Raw genomic sequence first — 22,428 nt, 5'->3', positions numbered from 1 at the left:
GGCAACGGTCGCGGAGTCATGGAACTCTTCGGCTACCGCTCGGTCGCCCGACTCCTCGAGCACTTGGCTGACATCCCGAAGTCCGCTGCCGAGACGATGGTCAAACGAGCCCGCTCTCTGCACCCCGGCCACCACCTCGACAGCCCGCCACCCGTCGCTCCCGCTACCGGGGCCGCGGCTGCGGAAGGTCGCCTGAGCAACCCGATGATCGACACCCTCGTCGGCGCCCTCGTTCCCCGCAGGAACGCTACGGCGACGCCTTCTCCGACGCAGTGGATCTCGCCCTCAACTCACCGGACCTGCCCATGCAAGCGGGCGAGCGGGCGCACGTGATGGTCGCGGTGTCGCTGAAGGACCTCAGAGCTGGCGTCGGCCAGGCCACCCTGGGCGACACGGGCACCATGACGGCGGCGGAGGCCCGGATCCACGCCTGCGACAGCATGATCATCCCGGCGGTTCTGGGCGAGAACAGCGAACCCCTTAACCTCGGACGCCTCCGCCGCCTGATCTCCGCAGGCCTCCGCCGAGCATTGTTCCTCCGCGACCGCGGCTGCGCCTTCCCCGGCTGCCACCGCCCACCCCGCCACTGCCAGGGCCACCACATCCGCCACTGGGCCGACGGCGGCCCCACCAACCTGAACAACCTGGTCCTGATGTGCGCCCACCACCACCGACTACTCCACCGCTCCGGGTGGGAGGTCCGCATCGCCGCCGACGGCCTCCCGGAGTTCCTCCCGCCAGCATTCCTGGACAAGCACCGAAAACCCAGGCGCAACAACCTCCACCAACCGCTGCCATTCGCAGCGTGAACAACCGGACACGGGAAAGGCCCGCAGCCAGAAGGCTGCGGGGCCCGTCAGCTCCGGAGCCAACACATCCACCAGCAACGAACGCACCAACCCCGCCTGCTCCAGCTGCCCACCTGATACGTCAACCCACTGCTGAGTTCGAATTCGAGCCCCCGCGCAAGCGCCTGTTAGTGTCGGGACGTCGGTCCGAAGGAGGCGCGTGTCCGAAGCCCTGACGTTCGACCCAGGGGCCGCTGCCCGGGTGCGGTTGTGCAGCCGGCGGGACAACGGCTGGTCCGGTGTGCTCGTGCGGCTGCTCGACAACGCCGAGACCGCCGAACTGGATCTTCCGCCCGTTGACGACCAGATCGTCGTCCTCGTCAGCCGCGGCAGCACCTCCATCGAATCGCGGCACGGCTCCACCTGGCGGCGGGCCGACTACGGTCCCGGGTCGATCGGGCTCACCGCTCCCGGGCACCCGACGCGGATCCGCTGGCGCGGCACCGATCGGACGCAAACCACGCACGTGCACCTCCCCGGGGCCCTCGTCGACCGCACGGCCCTCGACCTCTGGGGCCGGGACGCCGGCCGGCTCGGCCGTCCCGATGCCCTCTCCGTCGAGGATCCCGTGCTGGCCTCCGTGCTCGGTGCCCTCAAGTCCGCCGCCCTCGCCGGGGCCGACGAGCTGTACGCCGAGTCCGCCGCCACCTTCCTCGCCGTGCACCTGCTCACCCGGCATGCCGCCGCGCCGCCGCCGCGAGAGTTCGGGCGGGACGAGCTGCGGACGCGGCGGGCCGTCCAGTTCATCCGCGACAACCACCACCTGCCCCTTTCCCTCGCCGACATGGCCGCCGCCGCGGACCTGAGTGCCTTTCACTTCCTGCGCGTCTTCAAGACCGCCACCGGGCAGACGCCGTACCGGTACCTCACCCGCATCCGGGTCGAACGGGCGTGCCGGCACCTCGAACGCGGCGAGCTCTCCGTCACGGAGATCGCGCAGGCGTGCGGGTTCGCCACGCCCTCCCGGTTCGCTTCGGCGTTCCGGGCCCAAATCGGGCAGTCGCCCTCCGCCTACCGGGCCGCCGTGCGGTACCAGCAATAAACGGCCGCTCCCGCAGCAACCACGGGAAAGCGCCGGGCGGCCGAGGCCGGTTAGCGTCGCCGGCGTGTCCACTCCGGAAATCATCGTCAACGGCGAGGCCGTGCGGCTCGAGCTCGACCCCCGCGAGTCGCTCCTCGACGTCCTGCGCGAGCGGCTCGGCCTGACCGGCACCAAGAAGGGCTGCGACCAGGGCCACTGCGGCGCCTGCACCGTGCACCTCGACGGCCGCCGCGTGGTCTCCTGCCTCACCCCGGCCGTGCAGGCCGCCGGGCAGACCGTCACCACCATCGAAGGCGTCGCCGGCCCCGGCGGGGCGCTGCACCCGCTGCAGCAGGCCTTCGTCGACAACGACGCGCTGCAGTGCGGCTACTGCACGCCCGGCCAGATCATGTCCGGGCTCGCCTGCATCGCCGAGGGCCACACGGCCGACGACGACCAGATCCGCGAATACCTCAGCGGCAACCTCTGCCGCTGCGGTGCCTACGTCGGCATCGTCGCCGCCGTCCGGCAAGCAGCCGACGCACAGCAAACAGCCGACGCACGGAAGGAGGGCTGATGCGCCCCTTCGCCTACGTCGCGCCCGGCAGCCTCGCCGACGCCGTCGACGCCCTCCGCGACGCCGTCCCCGGCACGAAGGTCCTCGCCGGCGGCACGACGCTCTACGACCTCATGAAGCTCGGCATCGAGACCCCGCCCGCCGTCGTCGACGTGCACCGGCTGCCCGAGCTGACCACCATCGAGACCGGCGACGGCGAACTCTCCTTCGGCGCCGGTGCCCGGATGGCCGACGTCGCCGACCACCCGGCCGTCCGCGACGGCTACCCCGCCCTGTCCGAGTCGCTCTGGCGGGCCGCGTCGCAGCAGCTGCGCAACATGGCCACCGTCGGCGGCAACCTGCTGCAGCGCACCCGCTGCGGCTACTTCCGCGGCGGCCCGGAGTTCCCCTGCAACAAGCGCGAACCCGGCAGTGGCTGCGCGGCGCTCGAAGGCCACGACCGCACCCACGCATTGCTCGGCACCAGCGACGCCTGCATCGCCACGTACCCCGGCGACTGGGCGATCGCGCTGCTCGCGTTCGACGCGGTCGTCGACGTCGTCGGCCCCCACGGCGAGCGCACGGTCGCGCTGAAGGACCTGCACGTCGAACCAGGCGACAACCCGGCGCGCGAGCACACCCTCGACGCCGACGAGCTGATCCTCCGGATCCGCGTCCCGGCGACGCCCGCGGGCCGCGGCTCCACCTACCTGAAGATCCGCGACCGCGAGTCCTACGCCTTCGCGCTCGCCTCCGCCGCAGTCGCGTTGACCGTCGAGGACAGTGTCATCGGGGACTGCCGGATCGCCCTCGGCGGCGTCGCCACGCGGCCGTGGCGGGCCGAAGACGCCGAACGTGCCCTGCGCGGCGCGCCCTTGACCGCCGAAGCCGCCCGGCACGCCGGCGAAATCGCCTTCGCCGGCGCGCGGCCCGGCACCTTCAACGGATTCCGAGTCGAATTGGGCATCCGCACGGTCGCCGACGCCGTGCGCATGGCCGGGGAGAGAGCCACCCGATGACCGACACGCGCCGCGTGGACGCCTACGAGAAGGTTACCGGCAAGGCCGCCTACGGCACCGACCGCGTCCCGGACGGCGTCGCCCACGCCGCGCTCGCCCTCGCGAAGGTCGGCCGCGGCCGGGTGTCGCATGTGGACACCGCGGCGGCCGAGGCCGTGCCGGGCGTGCTGCTCGTGGTGACCCGCTTCGACGCCGACGAGCTGGGCGGACCCGGGTTCATCATGGGTGGCGGGTTCTCCTTCCAGAGCCTGCAGCCGCTGCTGGACGACCACATCGCCTACCGCGGCCAGCCGATCGCCCTCGTCGTCGCCGAGACGCTCCTCGCCGCGACCGAGGCCGCCGAGCTCGTCACCGCCGAGTACGAACCCGAGCCCTTCGCCGTCCACCTCGACGCCGAGGGCGCGACCACCCTGGTCCAGGAAGAGGCGATCCCGCTGCCGTTCCTGGCCGACATCAAGGTCGGCGACGCGGACGCGGCGGTCGACGCGAGCCCGGTCCGGATCGAAAGCACCTACGAGCACGCCGCGCAGCACGCGGTGCCGATGGAGCTGAACGGCGCGGTCGTCGAGTGGCGGGGCGACACGCTCGTCGTGCACGAGGGCACCCAGAACGCCGCCGCGGTCCGGGCCGGCCTGGCCCAGCAGCTCGGCCTCGACCCGGCCCACATCGAAGTGCGCTCGCCGTACGTCGGCGGCGGGTTCGGCCAGAAGAACTCGCTGCAGCCGCACCTCGGCCCGCTCGCCCTCGTGGCGCGGCGGCTCGGGCGGCCGGTCAAGCTCGTGCTGGCCCGCACCCAGACCTTCCACAACGGCAGTTTCCGGCCCGCGACCCGCCACCGCGTGCGGCTCGGCGCCGACGAGTCCGGCAGGATCCTCGGCGCCGTCCACGAGGTCGACCAGCAGACGTCGCGGCACGACCTGTTCCCGGCGATGCACACCGAGGTGACCTCGCGGCTCTACGGCTTCCCGGCCTTCCGCGGCCGGCACCGGCTCGTGCGGACCGACGTGCAGACACCCGGCTACATGCGGGCGCCGTTCGAAAGCTCGGCGATGTTCGCGTTCGAGTCGGCGGTCGACGAGCTGGCCTACGCCACCGGTCAGGACCCGGTCGCGCTGCGGCTGGCCAACGACACGATGACCGACCCGGTGACCGGACGGCCCTTCTCCACCCGGTTCCTCGCCGAATGCCTCCGCCGCGGGGCCGAGCGGTTCGGCTGGGCGGACCGCAACCCCGAGCCCCGCTCGATGCGGGGCGACGACGGCTCGCTCGTCGGCTGGGGCGTCGCGGCGGGCAACTACCCGGGCAACGTCGCGCCCGCGGTCGCGCACTTCACCGCGCAGGCCAACGGCTGCGTGACGGTCGGTGTCGACGGCCACGAGATGGGCCAGGGCATCCGCTCGGCGATCGCGCTGCTCGTCGCCGGGGACCTCGGTATCCCGGTGGGCGACGTCGAAGTCCGCGTCGGCGACACCCGGTTCGCGCCGCAGCACCTGACGGCGGGTTCGTGGGGGACGGCGACCGCGCTGCCTGCCGTCCACTCCGGACTGCGGGAGCTGCGCAAGCGCCTGAACGTCGCGGACACCGGCGAGGTCGACGTCGCCGCGGCCGTCGACCGCGTGGGCCATCCGGTCGAGGTCGAAGTGGCCACGGTCGGGCCGGGGCAAGGGCCGGAAGTGGTCGGCCAGTCCAAGGCGGGGCACCTCGCCATCGCCGGGCCGGTCTACCCCGAGTTCAGCACGTTCAGCTGGATCGCCCACTTCGTCGAGGTCCGCGTGGAGCCGACGACGTGCCGGATCCGGGTGCCTCGCGTGGTCAGCGTCGTCGACTGCGGCCGGGTGGCCAGCCCGGTCACCGCGGCGAGCCAGGTGCGCGGCGGGGTGGTGTGGGGCATCGGCGGGGCGCTGCGCGAGGAGAGCCTGGCCGACGACCGGTTCGGTGGCTTCCTCAACTCGACGCTCGAGGAGTACCCGGTCATGGTCAACGCCGACGTCCACCGCATCGACGTCGGCTTCGTGGACGAACCCGACCTGCGGTTCAACCCGGTCGGGGTGAAGGGGCTCGGCGAGGTCGCGATGGTCGGGGTGGCGGCCGCGGTGGCCAACGCCGTGCACCACGCCACCGGACGGCGGCACCACCGGCTGCCGATCCGCCTCGATGACGTCCTCTAGGCAGCGAACCGACGACCGCCCGGCGGTCTGCCGTCCGGACGCGCTGAGCCCCGAAGCCCTGGCGGACGCACGGCGGGCGCAACCCCGGCGCGGCCTGCTCGGCCTGGTGTTCGTCCTGCCGGTGGCCGCGCTGCTCGCGGCGGGCGCCGGCGGTCCGGTGCGCTCGCTGGAAGTGCTCGGGCCGCCGGTCACGTTCGCGCTGCCGATCGTCGCGGTGATCGCGTTCTGGTGGGAGGACTGGCCGGGCAGCCTCCTGCGCGGCGGCTGGCCCGGCCTCTCCGACACGGCGCTCGTGGTGGCCGGGGGAGCGGCGCTGACGCTGCTCGGCCGGGCCGTCACCGGGACGGCGTCCGTACCGCTGGCGGCGGGCATCTTCACCCTGGTGCTGCAGGTGACGCTGGTCGGCGAAGGCTGGCCGCTGCGCGGCCGGGGCGTGCGGTGGCCGGGTGTCGCGGCCTTGGCGGTGTGCTGGGTCGCCGGGTGGGTGCTGTACCGGGGGCTGGTCGGGACCGGCCTGGTGCCGGGCGAGGACTACGGCGCGTGGTTCGCGGTACTGGGTGCCGCGCAGATGGTCTGGTACGTGGCGCTGCGCGGCTGGCCGTTCGCCCGGATCCGGCAGCGCGCGGTCCGGCTGGCGACGGCGCACGCCGCAGTCGTCGCCTGCGCCTGGGCGGGCTACTTCGCGCTACCGCGGGAGTGGGCCGCCCCGGTCGCGGGCGCGGTCATCGCGGCGGTGCTCGTCGTGGCGATGCTGTTCGAGGCGTGGCCGGGGATCCGGCTGACGCCGGTGCCGGGCCGCGCCACGGTCCTGGTGCTGGTGGTGCTGCTGACGGCGGCGCTGGGGTGGCTCGTCCCGCTGGTGGCGCGCGGGGCCGGGGTGCCGGACCGGCTGGTCGCCGCGTGGACGACGCACACGACGTTGAACGCGCTCAGCCTGGCGGTGATCCTGCACGTGGCGCTCTGGCGCCGCTGGCCCGTTTCAGCGTCGTGACGCGGCGGTCGCCAGCTGCTCGGTGATCTGGTCGAGCAGCTCCGTCGCGGCCTGGTCGAGCGCGGCCAGGTCGGCCAGCGTCGTCTCTTCGGTCTTCACAGGTCTTCCTCGAAAGCTTCGTGACGGGCGATGACGGCTTCGGCGAAGGCGGTGTGCACGCGGAGGTACTCGTCGCGGCCGACCGCCGCGTCCGCCCACTCGTGCCAGCGGATGTGCGCTTCGGCGACGTCGATCTTCGCGGCCGCCGCCACCGTGGCGGGCGCGGTGCCGGCGAGGATCGCGTGGTGCATGAGCGACGGCGAAGAGCGCCGGGCGAGCTCGGCCAGCGCGGCGAGGCGGCCGAGCTCGGTGAGTGCGTCGGAGGCAACCGGACGGCGACGCGGCACCGGGACCGGGCGCGAGCTTTCGAGACCGTCGGTCAGGACGCTGGTCATCAAACGACTCCTGGGCGGAAGCGGCGAAAAGACCTGAACGGCGGACGTTTACCCGGCCCGAGCAGGGGTAAACGCCGCCGCTGGTGATCTCCGTCTCACCGAGTCGAGTGACCCGCCTCAGCTGTACCGGACTTTGCCCCGGCACTGCGGGATCCGCTCCGGCCGCACGCTCTCCAGCGTCGGCGTCACCGGCGCGATCGTCCCGTCGCGCCGGAAGGTCAGCTTGTCGATCGTCGTCTCGCGGTGGGTGCCGTCGCCGCCCGGGGTGCCGAACCGGTGGTAGGCGAGGTACCAGTCGTCGGTGCCCGGCACCTGCAGCATCGAGCTGTGCCCGGTGCCGAGGACGCCCAGGTGCGCGTCCTTGCTCAGGAGCAGCCCGCGGTTGGTGAACGGCCCCGTCGGCGAGGGCGCCGTCGCGTAGCCGACGCGGTAGTCCTCGCTGCGGGTGTCGTCGATCGACCAGCTCAGGTAGTACGTGCCCTGCCGCTCGGCCATGAACAGGCCTTCGCGGAAGCCGTCCAGGCCGGTCAGGCGGGTGATCTTCGCCGGGTCGAACGACACCATGTCGTCGTTCAGCGGCACCACGTAGGCGTTCCCGTTGCCCCAGTACAGGTACGGCTGCCCGCTCGCGTCGACGAACACCGCCGGGTCGATCGCCTGGCCGCCGTCGGGGTTCGCCGCGATCAGCGGCTTCCCCGAGTCGACGAACGGGCCGGTCGGCGAGTCGCTCACCGCCACGCCGATCTTGGCCTCCGCGCAGAAGTAGAAGTAGTACTTGCCGTTGCGCTGCGCGATCGTCGGTGCCCAGGCGTTCTTGTCCGCCCAGGAGACGTCCGGTCCGAGGTCGAGGACGACTCCCTGGTTCGTCCAGTTCACCAGGTCCTTCGACGACCACGCCGAGAACTTCGTGCCGCTCCAGCCGTCGAAGCCGTCGGTCGTCGGGTACAGGTAGTAGGTGTCACCGAACGCGACGATGTTCGGGTCGGCGTTGTAGCCCGGCAGGACCGGGCTGCGCGTCTCGTGCGCCTCGACCGTCCACACGCGACGGTCGCCACCCGCGCCGGTCACGGTGAACCGCCGTGGCCGGCTCAGGTCCACGGTCCGGGCGGCCGGCTCGATCGTGGCGCCGGGCGCGAGCCCGAACTTCAGCGACAGCTTCCGCAGGTCCGTCCCGGGCCGCACCGGCAGCACGACCGTCGACGCGCCGGAGTCGATGACGGCCGGTGTCTTCAGGGAAGCCAGCTCGACCGAGCGGATCGTCGTGCTGTTGGACGGCAGCGCCGAGACCTCGAGCCCCGACAGGGCGCGGTTGTAGAGCCGCACGTCCTTCATCTTGCCCTTGAAGTACTTGTCGCCCGCGTACACCGACCGGCCCAGGTAGTTGGCCGCGGTGACGCCGTCGCCGAGGTCGGACGGCTTGATCGTGGCGTTCGCGTTGCGCCCCACTTCGACGCCGTCGAGGTAGAGCACCGCCACGCCGTCGCCGACGGTCAGCGTCAGGTTCTTCCAGACCCCGCGCGGCAAGCCGCCGCTCGCCGCCACCTGCTGCTCGGTCGTCCAGTTCCCGGTCGCGATCGCGCCGCGCAGGCCGCCGCTCGCGGTGCCGCCGGTGGTGAACAGGTAGCCGTCGCCGGTGCCGTCCTTCGCGGTGTTGCCCAGACCCCACAGGAAGTACGGCGTCTGCTGCGCCGGGTCCACCAGGACGTCGGCGGACACCGTCGCCGCGGCGGCGCCGGTCAGCAGGTTGTTCGGCAGCTGGACGTGGCCGTTCGTGCCGCCGAAGTTCAGCGAGCCGTCGGCCCAGGAGACGTCACCGGCGAGGGCGCCGTCGTAGCCGTGGCCGGTCGTGTCGGCCGCGACCCGGCCGGACTTCGCGTCCAACGGCCAGTGCGCGACCAGGCCGGCGGCGTCCGCGCGCACCGGCGCCGGGGGAGCGCTCAGCCGGTCCATCTCCGCCTGGGTGACCGGCAGGACGGTGCCGTGCCGCGGCGACGCGGGCAGGTGCGCGCCGGCGGACATCGTCCACTTGCCGGAGTTCAAGTCGGTGGATTCGAACGGGACGTACCCGCGGCCGCCGAACTCGTCGATGAACAGGTACCACTTGTCCTCGGTGTTCGACTTGAACCCGGTGGGTCCTTCGCCGGCGGAGAGGCCGGGGCTCGTCGCGGTCGCCTTGCCGATGCAGTCGGCGACGAAGCCGTAGTGCGGGTCGAGCAGGTCGGTGGACTTCTCCTCGGTGATGAACTTGCTGCACGGCGTCGACGAGGTGTTGTTGCGCTCGTCCTTGGTGAAGCGGTAGTAGGTGTCCTGGTTCTTGATGACGGTCGAGTCGATCACCGAGTAGCCCGGGTCGTTCCACACCTGGGGCGCGGTGAAGGTGACGAAGTCGCGCGTGGTCGCGTACATCATGCGGTTGTAGCTGTCCCCGGTGTGGTTCGGGTCGCTCTCGGCGTAGAGCTTCGAAGCCCAGTAGACGACGTAGGTTCCGCGCTTGGCGTCCCAGAAGGCTTCCGGGGCCCAGGTGTTGCCGGCGGTCGGCGGGGACACCTGGACGCTGCGCTGGCGCGACCAGTGCGCCAGGTCGGTGGACTCCCAGACCATGATCGACCGGCTGCCGGTGCGCTGGGCGGCGTCCCAGCCGCGGCCGGCGTAGATCCGCAGGTCGGTGGCGAGCAGGTAGAACTTGTCGCCGTCGGGGGAGCGGAGGATGAACGGGTCGCGCACGCCCAGCTCGCCGAGGCTCGACTTGAGCACCGGACGGCCCTGGTTCAGCTCGGTCCAGTTCAGCGGGTCGTTGCCCTTGCTGAGCGCCGAGTAGATCTGCTCGCCGTCGGAGGTGCCTTCGCCGGTGAAGTAGAAGAAGCTGTAGCCCGCCAAGGGTTCCTGCTTCGGCTTCGGGACGACGGTGGCGGCGAACCGCCGCGTGGCGCTTTCGCGGCCGAGGCTCACTTTCGCGGTCAGGACGACGTTCGCGGGCTGCGCGCCGGCCGGCGGCCGGGTGACCTCGCCGGTCGGGGTGATGACGGCGGGCGCGGAGGACGTCCAGGCGACGCTCGTGCCGTCCGCGCCGGACGTCGGCAGGGTGAGGTTGCCGCGGACGTCGTCGATGCCGGGCACGGACAGGGCGCTCGCGGAGGCGCGGAGCGGGCCGGACGGGGGCGCGGCGCCGGCACCGGCGGTGCCCAGCGGGACGAGTGCGGCCGCGACGGCCAGCACGACGCCGAAACGGCGCGGGGAGAACAACTTCATCGTTGTCGGTTCCTTCGGGGCGCGTCGGGACCAGCGGATGTTAACGTTAACATCGAATGGGGCACGCTGACCTTAGAGTCCGTCGTGTCCGCCGGTCAAGAGGCCGCCCGGGTCGCCGTGCCGGTCAGCCGAGGTCCGCGAAAGCGGGCGCGAGCCGCTCCAGCACCGCGATGCCGGCGCCGAAGTCGTCGGCCGGCGGCGGCATGAGCACGCCGTGGTCGGCGCCCGCGGCGAGGTGCTCGCGGACCTTGGCCGCGATGGCGTCCGGACCGCCGTGCGCGACGACCGCGTCGGCGAGGCCTTCGACGTCGTCCAGCGAGAAGTCCAAGCGCCGCAACGCGGTGCCGAACGTCGGCAGGCTAAGCGTCTGCGTCACGCGCTCGACCGCCGCCGCCCTGGCCCGGCCGGCGTCCGGCTCGGAAACCACCGTGAGCCCCACCACGAGGAGCTTGTCCGGGCCGAGCACCGCGCGGGCTTCGCGGGTGAACGCCGGCGGCAGGCCGGCGGGCAGCGCGCCGTCCGCGATCTCCGCCGCCAGGGCGAGCGTCTTCGGCCCGTTCGCGGCGAGGATGCGCGGGTAGGCGGCGGTGGGCGCCGGGGGCCGGGTTTGCGCGTCTATCCGGGCGACGTAGTCGCGCATCGTCGCCAGGGGGTGGCCGAAGTCCCGGCCGGCGGCTTCGGCTTGCTGCGGGTAGCCGACGCCCACGCCGAGCACCAGCCGGTCCGGGTGGGCGTCGGCGAGGAAAGCCGCCGCGGCGTGCAGTGCCTGCGGTGCGCGGGACCAGATGGTGGCGATGCCGGTGCCGAACGTCAGCCGCTCGGTCGCGGCCAGCAGCACCGCCAGCTGCACCAGGGCGTCCTTGCCGCCGACGACCTCGTTCGTCCACACGGCCCGGTAACCGGCGCGCTCGAGCCGGCGCACGGCGTCGCGCTGGCTGTCGGCCGGCGGGACGCGGGTGAACGAAATCGGCAGGTAGCCGCCGACCGGGCCCAGGTTTGCCATGGAAGTCCTTCCGAAGGGGGTACTTCCACCGTGGCGGCGCCGGGCGCGCGGCGTCCAATGACACAGCTTCGCCGTCGTCGCCGAGCACCGGCACTTCGGCCGCGCCGCCGCCGAGCTGCACCTGACGCAGTCGTCCCTGAGCCGGCAGATCGTCCGGCTCGAGCGGCAGGTGGGGGCGCGGCTGCTGGACCGGACGCCCCAGGGCACGCGGCTCACCGAGGCGGGCGAAGCGTTCCTGCCGCTCGCCGCGGAGGTGCTGCGGGCGGCGGCGGACGCGACGGCCCGTGCGCGGGCCGTCGCGCGCCCGAGCCGGATCACCGTCGGCTACACCGGGAACCTGATCGTCACGCCCGCCGTGCGCGAGCTGCGCCGCCACCACCCCGGCGCCGAAGTCCGCACCCGGCACCTCGCCTGGGACGACGCCCGGGCGGCGTTGCTGGAGCACCGCGTCGACGTGGCCGTCGTCCGGCTGCCGCTGCGGGCGGCGCAGCTGCACGTGACGGTGCTCTACGACGAACCCCGCGTGCTCCTGCTCCCGAGCGACCACCGCTTGGCGGGCAAGGAATCGGTGACGCTCGACGACATCGCGGGCGAACCGCTGCCGCGGGCCCACGACGCGGACTGGGACGCGTTCTGGCGCGTCGACCCACGCCGGGGCGGACCTGACGACGGTGCCGCTGGACGGCGTCGAGCCGGGCCAGGTGGCGGTGGCCACCCGCGCGGGCGAGCGCAACGGGCTCGTGGCGGCGTTCCGGGAGTTCGCGGAGGCACTGCTTGCGCCGCCGGGATGAGTGATGCCGCGGCACCTCGACCGGGCACCGCGGCATCCATTGTGGACAGTCGGGTCAGCGGGGCGTGGCGGACGTCCCGGCCGGCGTTCGCGAGGCCTGCCGCGCTCGCTTCCGCTGGATGGCTTCCTGTTCGCGCTGCAGTTTGGCGTGCCAGGCTCCTGAGTCGTTGGTCATGGTGCACTCCGGTGGGCGAAAAATGTGCGTGGCTGTGCCGTGCCGCGGGCGAACCCGGTCACGGGCGGAGGGGCGGCCCGGCGGAGGAGGACCTGCGATCCGAGTGCCGGTGCCGTGTCCCCGAAGTACCCACGCTTCCCGGCGGTCAACCACGATTTTGTGGTCCGACCTGCGGATCTTCGGTGTGCGACCGGGGTTCACACGTTCGGCGCAAGGAGTGCTCCGGCCGGGCTAGGCGTTTTCCGCACCCGGCTCACGCGTCGCGGCCAGGCCGTCGAGGAACACCCGCACGAGGCGCTCGGCCGGTTCCGCCGCCACCAGCGCCGCCTCGTGCATCTCGAACAGCAGCGCCAGATCCGCCGGCTCCAGGTCCGCGCGCACGCTGCCGTCGCGTTGCGCCTCTTCGAAAGCCGGGCGCAGCAACGAAACCAGCGCCTGCGTGTACTGGCGTCGGCTGCGCTCGGGCAGTTCGCGGAACAGCCGGACGAGCGGGCGCCGCCGGGCCTGCATCGCCAGCACCGTCCGCAGCAGCTCGCGGAACGGCTCCGGGCCGCGCGCCCGGTTCTTCAGCGCCGCCAGGTGGCGGGCCGCGACGGCGAGGGCCAGTGCCGTGCGGTCGGGGAAGTGCCGGTAGACCGTCGCCCGGCCGAGCCCGGCGCGGCGGGCGACCTCGTCGAGCACGACGTCGGCCTCTTCGCTGAACGCCTCGTCGGCGGCGCGGAGGATCGCTTCGCGGTTGCGGCGGGCGTCGACGCGCCGGGGCACGGCCGCGGACGGTCGTGCAGCGCGCATGCCCCCGGACCCTACTCGCGAGTAGTGAGACCGGCAATCCGTTCCATCTCTCGGTTCGGATTCCTACAGTCACCGAACGTCACCGCAGCCGAAGGAGCCGCCCATGCGCAGCCTGAACCGCCGCACCGTCCTGCGGGGCGCGGCCGCCGTCGCCGGCGTCGCCGCACTCGGGGCGGGCCGGGTGCCGGTCACCCGGGAAGACCACCGGGTCGTCGTCATCGGGTCCGGGTTCGGCGGCGGGGTCACGGCACTGCGGCTGGCGCAGGCCGGGGTGCCGGTACTCGTGCTCGAACGCGGCCGCCGCTGGCCGACCGGGCCGGACGCCGAGACGTTCCCGCACCCGACGTCGGCGCCCGACAAGCGGATCTTCTGGCTCGGCTCCGCCCCGGCGCTGCCGGGCCTGCCGTCGCTGCCGCCGTTCGAGCGCTACACCGGGCTGCTGGAGCAGGTGAGCGGCCAGGGCATGAGCATGATGTGCGCGGCGGGCGTCGGCGGCGGTTCGCTGGTCTACCAGGGCATGACGCTGCAGCCGACGGCCGAGCTGTTCCACGCCTGCTTCCCCGAACAGCTCGACTACCCGCGGCTGGACGCCGAGTACTACCCGCGCGTCGCCCGCATGCTGGGCATCGCGACCGCCCCGGACGCCCTCCTCGAAAGCAAGTCGTACCGGGCTTCGCGGGTCTTCGCCCGCAACGCGCGCAACGCCGGCTACGCGGTCGAGAAGATCCCGATGCCGATCGACTGGGACTACGCCCTGCGCGAGCTGAACGGCGAGATGAAACCGTCCTACACCAACGGCGACTGCGCGCTCGGGGTCAACAACGGCGGCAAGCACTCGGTCGACGTCACCTACCTCGCCGCCGCCGAGGCCACCGGCCGCTGCACCGTCGCCGCCCTGCACCACGTCACCGATGTCGCACTGGCCCCGGACGGCCGCTGGGAGATCCGCGTCGACCGGATCGACACCGCCGGGACCGTGCTGGAGAAGAAGGTCCTCACGGCGAAGGCGCTGGTCATGGCGGCCGGCACGGCGAACACGACCCGGCTGCTGCTGCGCGCGGGCGCGAAGGGCGACATCCCCGACCTGCCCGACGCGCTCGGCGCCGGCTGGGGCAGCAACGGCGACCGCATCTACACCTGGACCGACCTCGCCGACGACTTCGGTGCGCCGCAGGGCGGCCCGGTCGTCTACGGCAGCAAGGACTGGGCCGACCCCGCGACGGCGAACACCGTCATCCAGGCGTCCCTGCCGCCGCTGCCGGACCTGCGGACCACGATGCTCGTCGGGTACGGGATCAGCGCGGGCCGCGGCCGGTTCGTCTACGACGCGGTGAAGGACGACGCCGTCCTGCACTGGCCGTCGAACGCGGACGCGAAGCTCAGCGCGCGCATCCACGAACGGATCTCCCGCATCGCCGGCCCGCTCGGCGTGCTGCTCGACACGACCGCCGTCGCGCCCAGCACGTGGCACCCGCTCGGGGGCGCCGCGCTGGGCTCGGTGTGCGACCTCGACGGCCGCGTGCTCGGCCACCGCGGCCTCTACGTCCTCGACGGCGCCCTGATGCCCGGCACGACCGCCGCCTGCAACCCGTCGATGACCATCGCGGCGCTCGCCGAACGCGCGCTGGACAACCTCATCGCCGAAGACGTCGATCGCATCTTCTGAACGGCCGGAACTACCTCGGCGACCGGTTCGCGGGCAAGCCCGCGCGCTCCAGCTGCCGAGCGATTTCGTCGCGGGGGTAGAGAGTCTTGCGGCTTTCGGTGTGGAGCGCGAAGTAGAAGTCGTTGACGACCGCCGCCAGCGGGGCGTAGCGGCGCAGGAGCGGTGCCGGGTGCTCCGCCGCGCGTTCGCGGACAAAAGCGTTGCGGGTGCGGGCATCCGGCCACGGCCGGAGACCGCGGACGACCCGGTTGACCAGGTGGGTCAGGACGTAGGCCCGGTCGTGGTCGGCGTGGTCGGCGAGGAACCCGGCCTCGGCCTCCGAAAGCTCGAACCGCGAGGACACGGTGAGCCCGAAGTCCGTGAGGTAGAGCCGCTCCCCGTCGGTGACGATGTTCGCGAAGTGCGCGTCGAAGTGCTGAACGCCCTGGCCGGCCAGAAATTCGGTGATGTGCCGCAGCTCCCGCTCGAGCGGCAGGTCCTGGCCGGGCCACTCGGCGAGACTGTGCGGCAGGTACTCGAGGACCAGCACGAGGTCGGTGGTGGAGCCGGCGAGCGCTTCCAGCCGGCGCCGCACACCGGCGTCGCCGTGCCAGAACGCGACGTCCCGCTCGATGTCCGCGCCGGGGCGCGGCAGCCCGGGCAGCACCCGCCAGTGGTGCAGCAGCGGGAAGTTCTCGCACGCGCCGGTGCGGACCCAGTCGGTGGCCGCGAGGTGCGCCGCCAGCTCGCGCCAGGCCCCGCCGCCCGCCGAGCCGACCCCGTAGTGCGACCACGGCGGCAGCCCGTACAGGTCGGCCGTCGAGCCTTCGTGCCGCAGCTCGACGTCGGTGAGCGCCACGCGCTTGACGAACACCGGCTCGCCCGCCACCTCCAGCAGCCAGGTCGACCCGCCGATCCCGGTGCCGAGCGGACGTGCGGAGGTCAGCAGCTCGCCGGGCGCCTCGGCGAGGGCCGCGGCGAGCTTGGCGTGGCGGTCGAGTCGGGTCATCCTTCGAAGCTACTCAGGGACGCACCACCGTGAGGGCGAACCGCGTCGTCGTGCCGGCCGCGTGGTCGAGGGCGGCGGTGATGTCGGCGAGCCCGAACTCGGTGACGGCGAACTGGTCCAGGTCCAGCAGGCCGGCGCGGGCGAGCGCGATCAGGCTCGCGTTCGCCGTCCGCGGGGCCAGCCACTGGCCGCGCAGGGTGATGTTGTTGCGCATGAGCCACGGGTAGGGCAGCGCGAGGTCGTCGCCGCCGAGCATGCCGACGCCGCCCATCAGCACCACCCGGCCGTACTCGCGGACCGTCATGGCGGCCGCGCGCACGGGTGCGGTGCCCGCCGACGGCGGCAGCAGGTCGAGGACGACGTCGATCGGGCCGGGTGCCGCCCGGCGCAGGCGTTCCGTGTCGTCGTCGCCGGTCAGCCGCACGGTCCGGACGCGGGCGCCGAACCGGCGTTCGAGGTCCGCCAACGCGGTCTCGTTGCGGCCCGGCGCGACCACGCACGCCGCGCCCATCGCGAGCGCGACGGCTACGGCCGCGCCGCCGAAGTTCCCGGTGGCGCCGCTGACCAGCACGGTCTCGCCCGGCCTCAGGTCGGCCGCCAGGAGGCCGCCGTAGGGCACGAGGCAGACGGTGAGTGCGGCCCACCGGCCGGCGTCGGCGGGTTCGACCGGCCCGAGCGGGATCGCGTTCTCCGTCGGCACGAGCACCTGCTCGGCGTACGAGCCGTGGCCGAAGCGGCGTTGCAGGAACACGCCGCCGTCGCCGCGGGCGCTCAGGCCTTGGAGCGTGATATCCGGGGTGAGCGCGTCGTCGCGGGAACGGATGGTGGGGTCGCACAGCACCCAGTCGCCGGGCTCGAGACGGGTCGCGTCCGGGCCGGTCGCGCGCACCCGCCCGACCGCGCCGGCGCCGGGCACGACCGGCAGCGTCAGCAGGTAGTTCCGCTCGCCGCGGAACACCTCGGCCGCGTAAGGCAGCACGCCCGCCGCGACGACGTCGACCAGCACTTCGCCGGTACCGAGCTCCGGCGCGGGGACCTCGCACACCGACAGGGGTTTACCGAATTCTTCGAGGACAGCAGCTTTCACCCCGCCATCGTCGGAAAGATCGGGAGCGCTAGCCAGACCTGGTATTATCCTGGGACTGTCGAGTGCCACGGAGGTCGCGATGCCCGACGCGGCGCGGGCCGGGCTGGGGGAGTTCCTGCGGTCCCGGCGCGAACGGTTGAGCCCGGCGGCGCTCGGGCTGCCGGACCGCCGCCGGCGCCGGACGCCGGGGCTGCGCCGCGAAGAGGTCGCCGAACTGGCCGGCATCGGCGTCGACTGGTACATCCGGCTCGAGCAGGGCCGCACGGTCAGCCCGTCGGCCGCGACCGTCGAAGCCCTCGGGGACGCCCTGCGGCTGGACGACGCCGAGCGCGCCCACCTGCGGGCCCTCGCGCGAAACCCGGCCCGGACCCCGTTCGGCCGCGAGCGGGTGCCGGCAGCCACCCGCCGGCTCGTCGAGGGCCTGAGCGAACCGGCGTACGTGACGGGCCGCCGGTGGGACGTGCTGGCCTGGAACCGTGCGGCGGCCGAGCTGTTCGCCGACTTCGGCGCACTGCCGGAGGCGGACCGGAACGTCCTGGTCTTCCTGCTGCTCGACGAGCGCGGCCGCCGGCTGTTCGGCCCGGGCTGGGCGGCGCAGGCCGAGCACGCCGTGGCGCAGTTCCGGTCGGCGCACGACCTGTGGGCCGGCGACCCGGCCTTCACCGGGCTGGCGGCGCGGCTGCGGTCGGGCTGCCGGGAGTTCGCGCGGTGGTGGGACCGCCATGACGTCGGCCGGAGCGGGCCCGGCCGGAAGACGCTGTACGTCCCGGAGCCCACGGAGTTCGACTACGCGACCTTCCAGGCCGCCGAGGACCCGGCGCTGCGCTTGACGATCTACGCGCCCACCAGCGGCAAGTAGACCTCGTCGACGATCTCGACGAGCACCGCGTCGTCCACTGTGGTCAGTCCGCGGGTCAGGAACTCGTTGCGCAGCAGCACGAGCGCGACGGTCGCGACCCGCGGAGTGCGGGCTCCGGGGCGCGCTTGGCCGCGGGCGACGGCCCGGTCGAGGATGGTGAGCCACGGCTTCGGTCCGCCCTCGGCGGCCTGGTCGTGCAGTTGCTGCCGGAGCTCGGGCTCGTCGCCGACGCCGGTCAGGAGGCCGCGCAGGATCCGGGCGGCGGGGGAGGACTGGCCGCAGTTGATCGCGCGCAGCAGGGCCAGCGCGTCGTCGCGCAGGTTGCCGGTGTCGGGCGGGGTGAGCCGGTCTTCGGCGACGTGCCGGTAGGCGGCGACGCCGAGCGCGGCGCGGTTGGGCCAGCGGCGGTAGATCGCGTTCTTGTTGGTGCCGGCGCGCTGGGCGACGCGTTCCATCGTCAGGCCCGGGTAGCCGGCCTCGGCGAGCTCGTCCGCGGCGGCGCGCAGGATCGCGTCTTCGAGCTCCGCACCGCGGCGGCGGGTCTTCTCGGCCATGTGCGGCAGTGTAGCAATTTAGGGTACGGTACGAACCGTACCCTAAATCGACGGAGGCGCAGTGAGAGCCAAGGGCATCGGCTACGACACGGGCTTGGCGCGCGGCGGGCGGTTCAACCGCCCGTTCGACCCGGACCTGGTCCGCCGCGAGCTGACGATCATCCACGACGACCTGCACTGCACGGCGGTGCGGCTGATCGGCACGGACCTCGACCGGATCGAGCACGCCGCGCGGGAGGCGGCCGCGCTCGGGCTGGAGGTGTGGTTCTCGCCGTTCCCCTGGGACCGGCGGCCGGAGGAGATCCTGGAGCTGCTGGCCGACGGCGCCGCCCGGGCCGAACGCCTCCGCGCGGACGGCGCCGAGGTCGTGTTCGTCACCGGGGCCGAGCTGAGCCTGTTCAACCACGGCTTCCTGCCCGGCGACGACCTCACCGCCCGGGTGGCCGGGCTGATGGCGTCGCGGGAGCTCATCGCGGGCCTTCCGGAGCGGGTGAACGCGTTCCTGGCGCGTGCGGTCGAAGCGGTCCGGGTGCGGTTTCGCGGCCGGGTCACCTACGCGTCGGTGCCGCTGGAGCGGGTGGACTGGACGCCGTTCGACATCGTTTCGGTGGACGCGCACCGGTCGAAGGAGGTCGAGCACGTGTACCGCGAGGGCGTCCGCACGCTGGTGGCCTCGGGCAAACCGGTGGCGATCACGGAGTTCGGCGTGACGCCCTACCGCGGCGCGGCCGACCTCGGCGCCCGCTGCGGCGAGATCCTGGAGTACGAGGGCGACGAGCCGGTCCGGCTGAACGGCGCCTACGTGCGCGACGAAGAGGAGCAGGCGCGGTACTTCCGGGAACTGCTGGAGGTGTTCGAGACCGAGGGCGTCGACGCGGCTTTCGCCTGCACGTTCGTGTGCTACGGGCTGGTGCACCGGGCCGATCCCGCGGTGGACCTGGACATGGCGAGCTGGGGCGTGGTGAAGGTGCTGGAGCAGGGGAGCGGCGAGACCTACGGAAACGTGCCGTGGGAACCGAAGGCGGCGTTCGGCGCCTTGGCCGAGTGCTACGCCTGAGCCAGGAACTCCACCATCGCCGTGGTCAGCTCCGGGCTCGACATCGCCGTGTAGTGGTCGCCCGGCACCTTGGCGAAGCGGCCGTCCGGCAGGGCCGCGGCCAGAGCGTCCGCCGTCGCGTGGTTGTGGTCTTCCTCGCCCACCACGACCAGCGTCGGCGTCGTGATCCGGTCGAGGCCGGTCGTCGGGACGTGCGTGTCCAGGACGTGAAGCAGTGCGACCGGGTCGCCGCCGGCCTGCCGGATCCAGTACGCCGGTGACCCGGGCGCCACCGGGCCGCCGTCGATCAACGTGGCCAACGCCCGGTGGTAGACCCCGGTCCGCGAGGTCGCGCGCCGGACGGCGTCGAGGCTCTGGCCGGCGATGATCGCGCGGCCCGGGCGGGCGCCGCGGGCCAGCAGGCGCAGCACCACCCGGCCGCCGAACGAATAGCCGCCCAGGTCGTAGTCGTCGAGCCCGAGCTGCTCCAGCAGCGCGAAACCGTCGTCGGCGAGGACGTCCGGCGGGTAGGCGGCCGGGTCGTGCGGACCGGCGCTCGCGCCGTGACCGCGCAGGTCGGGCAGGAGCACGCGGTGCCCGTGCGCGGCGAGGACCTCGGCCGGGCCGAGCCAGTCGCGGCCCGAGCCGGTGAGGCCGTGGAACAGCACCAGCGGCCGGCCCGCGCCGAGGTCGCGGTAGCTGAGCTCCAGGCCGTCGTGCCCTCGGAAGTGCGGCATGCAACCAGCTTATCCATCAGATGAATCGCCGACCAAGAAGGCGAGCATCTTGCCAAAGACCACCGGATGGCGCTAACTTCGTCGCGCCAGACATCGGATGTCCAGCCCGGTCACGCCGGGTCCGTCCGCCGACCGATGTGCACCCCTGCCGACCACTTCGTCAGGAAGGACACACCGACGATGTTCCCCCGCAGGACGGCCCTCGCCGTCGCCGCTCTCGCCCTCCCGATCCTGTTCAGCCCCGTCGCGCACGCCGCCCCGCTGTGGCACCCCGACCCGGCCACCGACGGGCTCAAGGCCTTCGAAGGCATCGAAGCCGACCGCGGAAACCACCACCCGGACCGCAAGTACGTCGTCGTCGAAGGCGACCACTACCGCTTCAACATCTGGAAGGACGACCGCGACACCACCGGCGGCGGCGACCGCCAGCGCACCGAGACCAAGGGCATGGTGCAGAACGGCACCACGCTGAAGATGCACAACGGCGAAACCTGGACGCTGTCCTACGAGATGTACATCCCGAGCACGCTGCACGGGACCAGCAAGTTCACCCACATCTTCCAGACCAAGACGCCGTCGACCAACGGCGGCCCGTGGGTGACGCTCGACCTGACCCGCAGTGGCGGCAAGGAAATGCTCAACGCCCGCGCGTACGCCAACTCGGGTTCGCCGAGCATCGCGGCCACGGACCTGGCGCCGCTGCGGAACAAGTGGATCACCATCGAGTGGACGTTCACGCCGGGGTCGAAGGGCAAGGCGGCGTGCGTCATCCGCAACGGCACGGGCTCGGGCGCGCCGGTCGCGGCGCAGGGCAGCATGACGAACGTGAACATCCCCGACCAGGGCGACTACGTGCGGCCGAAGTGGGGGATCTACCGCTCGGTCGAAAGCGCGTCGTCCGACATCCTCGACACCTACCTGCTGTTCCGGAACTACACGGCGTCGCGCAAGTAGCCTCGGCGACGCCGCGCTCGCGGGGTTCGCCGCCCGATCCGTGGCGGCGGACCCCGGCCCGGGGTGACACTGGCGCCATGAGGGTCGTCGACGGGTATCCCGGCACACGCCGCCCGCCGACGGCCGCGCGCGATACCGTCCCGCCGCCGCTGAGGCGGGGTCCGGTGCTGGTCACCGCCGCGTTCGCCGCGCTCGGCGGTGCCCTGATCCCGGCCGCCTCGGTGCCCGCGCTCTGGCGGATCTGGCAGTTCTACGCGATGTTGTTCGCCCTGGTCGCCGCCGTCGAGGCGCTCGCCTTCGTCGCGGTCCTCGGGTGGCCGACCCGCAAGACCGTCCACTGCGGCGCGTTCGTCGCCGCCGGCGGCCTCGCGCTGTGGGTCGCGAGCCGACCGCTCGGGCTGCTGACCCGGTTCGACCCGTGGCAGCCCGCGGACACCGTCGTCGGCTTCACCGACTACGTCGCGGCCGCGCTGCAGGTCGTCGCCGTGTTCGGGTTCCTGGTCGTGGCGCGGCGGCGCGCGCACCCGCGGCCCTCGCTGCCGCGCCGCGTGACGGCGTGGATCCTGCTGTTCCCCGTGCTGCTGGTGGTGCTCGCGGCCGGCGTGGCGGGCACGATCGCCGCCGGCGACCGCATCGGCGGGACGGCCGCCTCGGCGCTGCTGGACGGCAGCACCGTCGAGTACTGCCGTCCCGACGGCATCCCGCTCGCCATGGACCTCACGCGCCCGGCCGCCCGCACCGCCGCTCCGGTGGCACTCTTCCTGCACGGCGGCGGGTTCGTCGCCGGCAACCGCCGGCCGTCCGGCCCGGGCGCGCTGCTGGCCGGCTCGCGGCTGGTTCCGCTGCGCGACGCGCTGACAGCACGCGGGTTCGCCGTGGCCTCGATCGACTACCGCCTCGCGCCCGCCGCGCGGTGGCCGGCACCGCTGGAGGACGCCCGCTGCGCGGTCCGGTTCCTCACGGCCAACGCGGCGGCGTTGAACCTCGACCCGGCGCGGATCACGGCCGTGGGCACGGGAACGGGCGGCACGCTGGCCGCGCTGCTGGGCGTGGCCGGGAAGCCGGAGGTCCGCGCGGTCGCCGCGCTCGACGCCCCGGCGGACTTCGACCTGGCCGGCCTGGACCCGCTCACCCGGGCGTCGGTGCTGCTGGCTTTGGGCCGTTCGCCGGCGACGGTGCGCTCGGCGAGCCCGCTGACGTACGCGGGTGTGGGCGCGCCACCGTTCCTGCTCGCCGGCGGCCGGAAATCGGCCGAGTTCGCCGACCACCTGCGAGCGGCGGGTGTCCCGGTGACCACGGGCACCGGTGATCCGGCCGAGGTGGCGCGGTTCCTGGATACCGGCACACTGACGGGATGACCGCGCGCGCCGAGATCCGCTGGCTGCTCACCCCGGACATCGACCCGGAGACCTACGTTCCGGAGGACCCGGAGCGCTTCGTGTTCCTGGTCCAGCTGATCGCCGGGCCCGCGGGGGGAGCGCGGTGAAGAGTCGTTCGACTT

Annotated in this window: 19 protein-coding genes and 2 pseudogenes; 13 read left to right on the top strand and 8 right to left on the bottom strand. The window is 73.2% G+C overall.

The window, feature by feature from the left end:
- Positions 1-9: 9 nt before the first annotated feature.
- The 6 genes and pseudogenes from AB0J40_RS18265 to AB0J40_RS18240 form a co-directional block, all read left to right on the top strand.
- Positions 10-809 (top strand): annotated as a pseudogene (locus tag AB0J40_RS18265) (DUF222 domain-containing protein); the annotation flags it as partial.
- Between the two features lie 199 nt (positions 810-1,008).
- Positions 1,009-1,890, top strand: a complete 882-nt coding sequence (locus tag AB0J40_RS18260) for an AraC family transcriptional regulator (RefSeq protein ID WP_364454122.1) — start codon at positions 1,009-1,011, stop codon at positions 1,888-1,890.
- Between the two features lie 64 nt (positions 1,891-1,954).
- Positions 1,955-2,446, top strand: a complete 492-nt coding sequence (locus tag AB0J40_RS18255) for a (2Fe-2S)-binding protein (RefSeq protein WP_364454121.1) — start codon at positions 1,955-1,957, stop codon at positions 2,444-2,446.
- Positions 2,446-3,444, top strand: a complete 999-nt coding sequence (locus tag AB0J40_RS18250; protein ID WP_364454118.1) for a xanthine dehydrogenase family protein subunit M — start codon at positions 2,446-2,448, stop codon at positions 3,442-3,444. The genes AB0J40_RS18255 and AB0J40_RS18250 overlap by 1 nt, the downstream gene beginning before the upstream one ends.
- Entirely contained in the window at positions 3,441-5,612 is a 2,172-nt protein-coding gene (locus tag AB0J40_RS18245; RefSeq protein WP_364454115.1) for a xanthine dehydrogenase family protein molybdopterin-binding subunit, read from the top strand. The genes AB0J40_RS18250 and AB0J40_RS18245 overlap by 4 nt, the downstream gene beginning before the upstream one ends.
- Positions 5,599-6,603 (top strand): hypothetical protein, encoded by a 1,005-nt coding sequence (locus AB0J40_RS18240; protein WP_364454112.1) that lies wholly within the window; start codon positions 5,599-5,601, stop codon positions 6,601-6,603. Before AB0J40_RS18245 ends, AB0J40_RS18240 begins: the two co-directional genes overlap by 14 nt.
- A gap of 95 nt (positions 6,604-6,698) precedes the next feature.
- Here the strand turns inward: AB0J40_RS18240 and AB0J40_RS18235 are convergent, their stop codons facing one another.
- From AB0J40_RS18235 to AB0J40_RS18225, 3 genes are all read right to left on the bottom strand, one after another.
- On the bottom strand, positions 6,699-7,037 hold the full coding sequence (locus AB0J40_RS18235; protein WP_364454109.1) for a hypothetical protein: 339 nt from the start codon (positions 7,035-7,037) through the stop codon (positions 6,699-6,701).
- 117 nt (positions 7,038-7,154) lie between these two features.
- A complete protein-coding gene (locus AB0J40_RS18230; protein ID WP_364454107.1) occupies positions 7,155-10,286 on the bottom strand; it encodes a family 43 glycosylhydrolase in 3,132 nt (1,043 codons plus the stop codon).
- Between the two features lie 124 nt (positions 10,287-10,410).
- Positions 10,411-11,289 (bottom strand): LLM class flavin-dependent oxidoreductase, encoded by an 879-nt coding sequence (locus AB0J40_RS18225; RefSeq protein WP_364454104.1) that lies wholly within the window; start codon positions 11,287-11,289, stop codon positions 10,411-10,413.
- A 115-nt stretch (positions 11,290-11,404) separates the two neighbouring features.
- On the opposite strand from AB0J40_RS18225, the pseudogene AB0J40_RS18220 reads away from it, so the two are divergent.
- A pseudogene (locus AB0J40_RS18220) lies at positions 11,405-11,839 on the top strand (LysR substrate-binding domain-containing protein); the annotation flags it as partial.
- Between the two features lie 646 nt (positions 11,840-12,485).
- On the opposite strand, the gene AB0J40_RS18215 reads toward AB0J40_RS18220, so the two are convergent.
- Entirely contained in the window at positions 12,486-13,046 is a 561-nt protein-coding gene (locus AB0J40_RS18215) for a helix-turn-helix domain-containing protein (RefSeq protein WP_364454101.1), read from the bottom strand.
- A gap of 103 nt (positions 13,047-13,149) precedes the next feature.
- On the opposite strand from AB0J40_RS18215, the gene AB0J40_RS18210 reads away from it, so the two are divergent.
- A complete protein-coding gene (locus tag AB0J40_RS18210; RefSeq protein ID WP_364454099.1) occupies positions 13,150-14,712 on the top strand; it encodes a GMC oxidoreductase in 1,563 nt (520 codons plus the stop codon).
- Positions 14,713-14,722: 10 nt separating this feature from the next.
- Here AB0J40_RS18210 and AB0J40_RS18205 read toward each other — a convergent pair whose 3' ends face one another.
- Together AB0J40_RS18205 and AB0J40_RS18200 are read right to left on the bottom strand one after the other, a co-directional pair.
- Positions 14,723-15,700: a hypothetical protein gene (locus AB0J40_RS18205; RefSeq protein WP_364454097.1), complete on the bottom strand. Its 978-nt coding sequence runs from the start codon at positions 15,698-15,700 to the stop codon at positions 14,723-14,725.
- A gap of 13 nt (positions 15,701-15,713) precedes the next feature.
- Positions 15,714-16,787 carry a zinc-binding alcohol dehydrogenase family protein gene (locus AB0J40_RS18200; RefSeq protein ID WP_364454095.1) on the bottom strand — a complete coding sequence of 358 codons (1,074 nt, stop codon included), beginning with the start codon at positions 16,785-16,787 and terminating at the stop codon, positions 15,714-15,716.
- 79 nt (positions 16,788-16,866) lie between these two features.
- Between AB0J40_RS18200 and AB0J40_RS18195 the strand changes: the two genes are divergently transcribed.
- Positions 16,867-17,646: a helix-turn-helix transcriptional regulator gene (locus AB0J40_RS18195; RefSeq protein WP_364454092.1), complete on the top strand. Its 780-nt coding sequence runs from the start codon at positions 16,867-16,869 to the stop codon at positions 17,644-17,646.
- Here AB0J40_RS18195 and AB0J40_RS18190 read toward each other — a convergent pair.
- Complete coding sequence (locus AB0J40_RS18190) at positions 17,622-18,200, bottom strand: TetR/AcrR family transcriptional regulator (RefSeq protein ID WP_364454090.1); 579 nt, start codon at positions 18,198-18,200, stop codon at positions 17,622-17,624. The two genes, AB0J40_RS18195 and AB0J40_RS18190, sit on opposite strands and share 25 nt — an antisense overlap.
- 61 nt (positions 18,201-18,261) lie before the next feature.
- Between AB0J40_RS18190 and AB0J40_RS18185 the strand changes: the two genes are divergently transcribed.
- Positions 18,262-19,257, top strand: a complete 996-nt coding sequence (locus tag AB0J40_RS18185) for a hypothetical protein (RefSeq protein ID WP_364454087.1) — start codon at positions 18,262-18,264, stop codon at positions 19,255-19,257.
- Here AB0J40_RS18185 and AB0J40_RS18180 read toward each other — a convergent pair.
- Positions 19,248-19,973 carry an alpha/beta fold hydrolase gene (locus tag AB0J40_RS18180; RefSeq protein WP_364454085.1) on the bottom strand — a complete coding sequence of 242 codons (726 nt, stop codon included), beginning with the start codon at positions 19,971-19,973 and terminating at the stop codon, positions 19,248-19,250. The genes AB0J40_RS18185 and AB0J40_RS18180 overlap by 10 nt on opposite strands.
- Before the next feature lie 180 nt (positions 19,974-20,153).
- On the opposite strand from AB0J40_RS18180, the gene AB0J40_RS18175 reads away from it, so the two are divergent.
- From AB0J40_RS18175 to AB0J40_RS18165, 3 genes are all read left to right on the top strand, one after another.
- Positions 20,154-20,927: a hypothetical protein gene (locus AB0J40_RS18175; protein WP_364454083.1), complete on the top strand. Its 774-nt coding sequence runs from the start codon at positions 20,154-20,156 to the stop codon at positions 20,925-20,927.
- A gap of 77 nt (positions 20,928-21,004) precedes the next feature.
- Complete coding sequence (locus AB0J40_RS18170) at positions 21,005-22,285, top strand: alpha/beta hydrolase (RefSeq protein WP_364454080.1); 1,281 nt, start codon at positions 21,005-21,007, stop codon at positions 22,283-22,285.
- Complete coding sequence (locus AB0J40_RS18165; protein WP_364454077.1) at positions 22,282-22,413, top strand: hypothetical protein; 132 nt, start codon at positions 22,282-22,284, stop codon at positions 22,411-22,413. The genes AB0J40_RS18170 and AB0J40_RS18165 overlap by 4 nt, the downstream gene beginning before the upstream one ends.
- Positions 22,414-22,428 lie beyond the last annotated feature (15 nt).

Source organism: Amycolatopsis sp. NPDC049691 (assembly GCF_040675005.1).
Classification (GTDB): Bacteria; Actinomycetota; Actinomycetes; order Mycobacteriales; family Pseudonocardiaceae; genus Amycolatopsis.
The sequence above is the reverse complement of the archived record's forward strand: the minus strand, read 5'-3'. Positions and strand labels throughout refer to the sequence as shown.

Excerpts from the sequence above, each read along its gene's own strand:
- AB0J40_RS18245 (WP_364454115.1), top strand. The coding sequence starts at position 3,441 with ATGACCGACACGCGCCGCGTGGACGCCTACGAGAAGGTTACCGGCAAG.
- AB0J40_RS18195 (WP_364454092.1), top strand. The coding sequence starts at position 16,867 with ATGCCCGACGCGGCGCGGGCCGGGCTGGGGGAGTTCCTGCGGTCCCGG.
- AB0J40_RS18240 (WP_364454112.1), top strand. The coding sequence starts at position 5,599 with ATGACGTCCTCTAGGCAGCGAACCGACGACCGCCCGGCGGTCTGCCGT.
- AB0J40_RS18230 (WP_364454107.1), bottom strand. The coding sequence starts at position 10,286 with ATGAAGTTGTTCTCCCCGCGCCGTTTCGGCGTCGTGCTGGCCGTCGCG.
- AB0J40_RS18250 (WP_364454118.1), top strand. The coding sequence starts at position 2,446 with ATGCGCCCCTTCGCCTACGTCGCGCCCGGCAGCCTCGCCGACGCCGTC.
- AB0J40_RS18175 (WP_364454083.1), top strand. The coding sequence starts at position 20,154 with ATGTTCCCCCGCAGGACGGCCCTCGCCGTCGCCGCTCTCGCCCTCCCG.
- AB0J40_RS18215 (WP_364454101.1), bottom strand. The coding sequence starts at position 13,046 with ATGCGCGCTGCACGACCGTCCGCGGCCGTGCCCCGGCGCGTCGACGCC.
- AB0J40_RS18205 (WP_364454097.1), bottom strand. The coding sequence starts at position 15,700 with ATGACCCGACTCGACCGCCACGCCAAGCTCGCCGCGGCCCTCGCCGAG.
- AB0J40_RS18170 (WP_364454080.1), top strand. The coding sequence starts at position 21,005 with ATGAGGGTCGTCGACGGGTATCCCGGCACACGCCGCCCGCCGACGGCC.
- AB0J40_RS18190 (WP_364454090.1), bottom strand. The coding sequence starts at position 18,200 with ATGGCCGAGAAGACCCGCCGCCGCGGTGCGGAGCTCGAAGACGCGATC.
- AB0J40_RS18225 (WP_364454104.1), bottom strand. The coding sequence starts at position 11,289 with ATGGCAAACCTGGGCCCGGTCGGCGGCTACCTGCCGATTTCGTTCACC.
- AB0J40_RS18165 (WP_364454077.1), top strand. The coding sequence starts at position 22,282 with ATGACCGCGCGCGCCGAGATCCGCTGGCTGCTCACCCCGGACATCGAC.
- AB0J40_RS18210 (WP_364454099.1), top strand. The coding sequence starts at position 13,150 with ATGCGCAGCCTGAACCGCCGCACCGTCCTGCGGGGCGCGGCCGCCGTC.
- AB0J40_RS18235 (WP_364454109.1), bottom strand. The coding sequence starts at position 7,037 with ATGACCAGCGTCCTGACCGACGGTCTCGAAAGCTCGCGCCCGGTCCCG.
- AB0J40_RS18180 (WP_364454085.1), bottom strand. The coding sequence starts at position 19,973 with ATGCCGCACTTCCGAGGGCACGACGGCCTGGAGCTCAGCTACCGCGAC.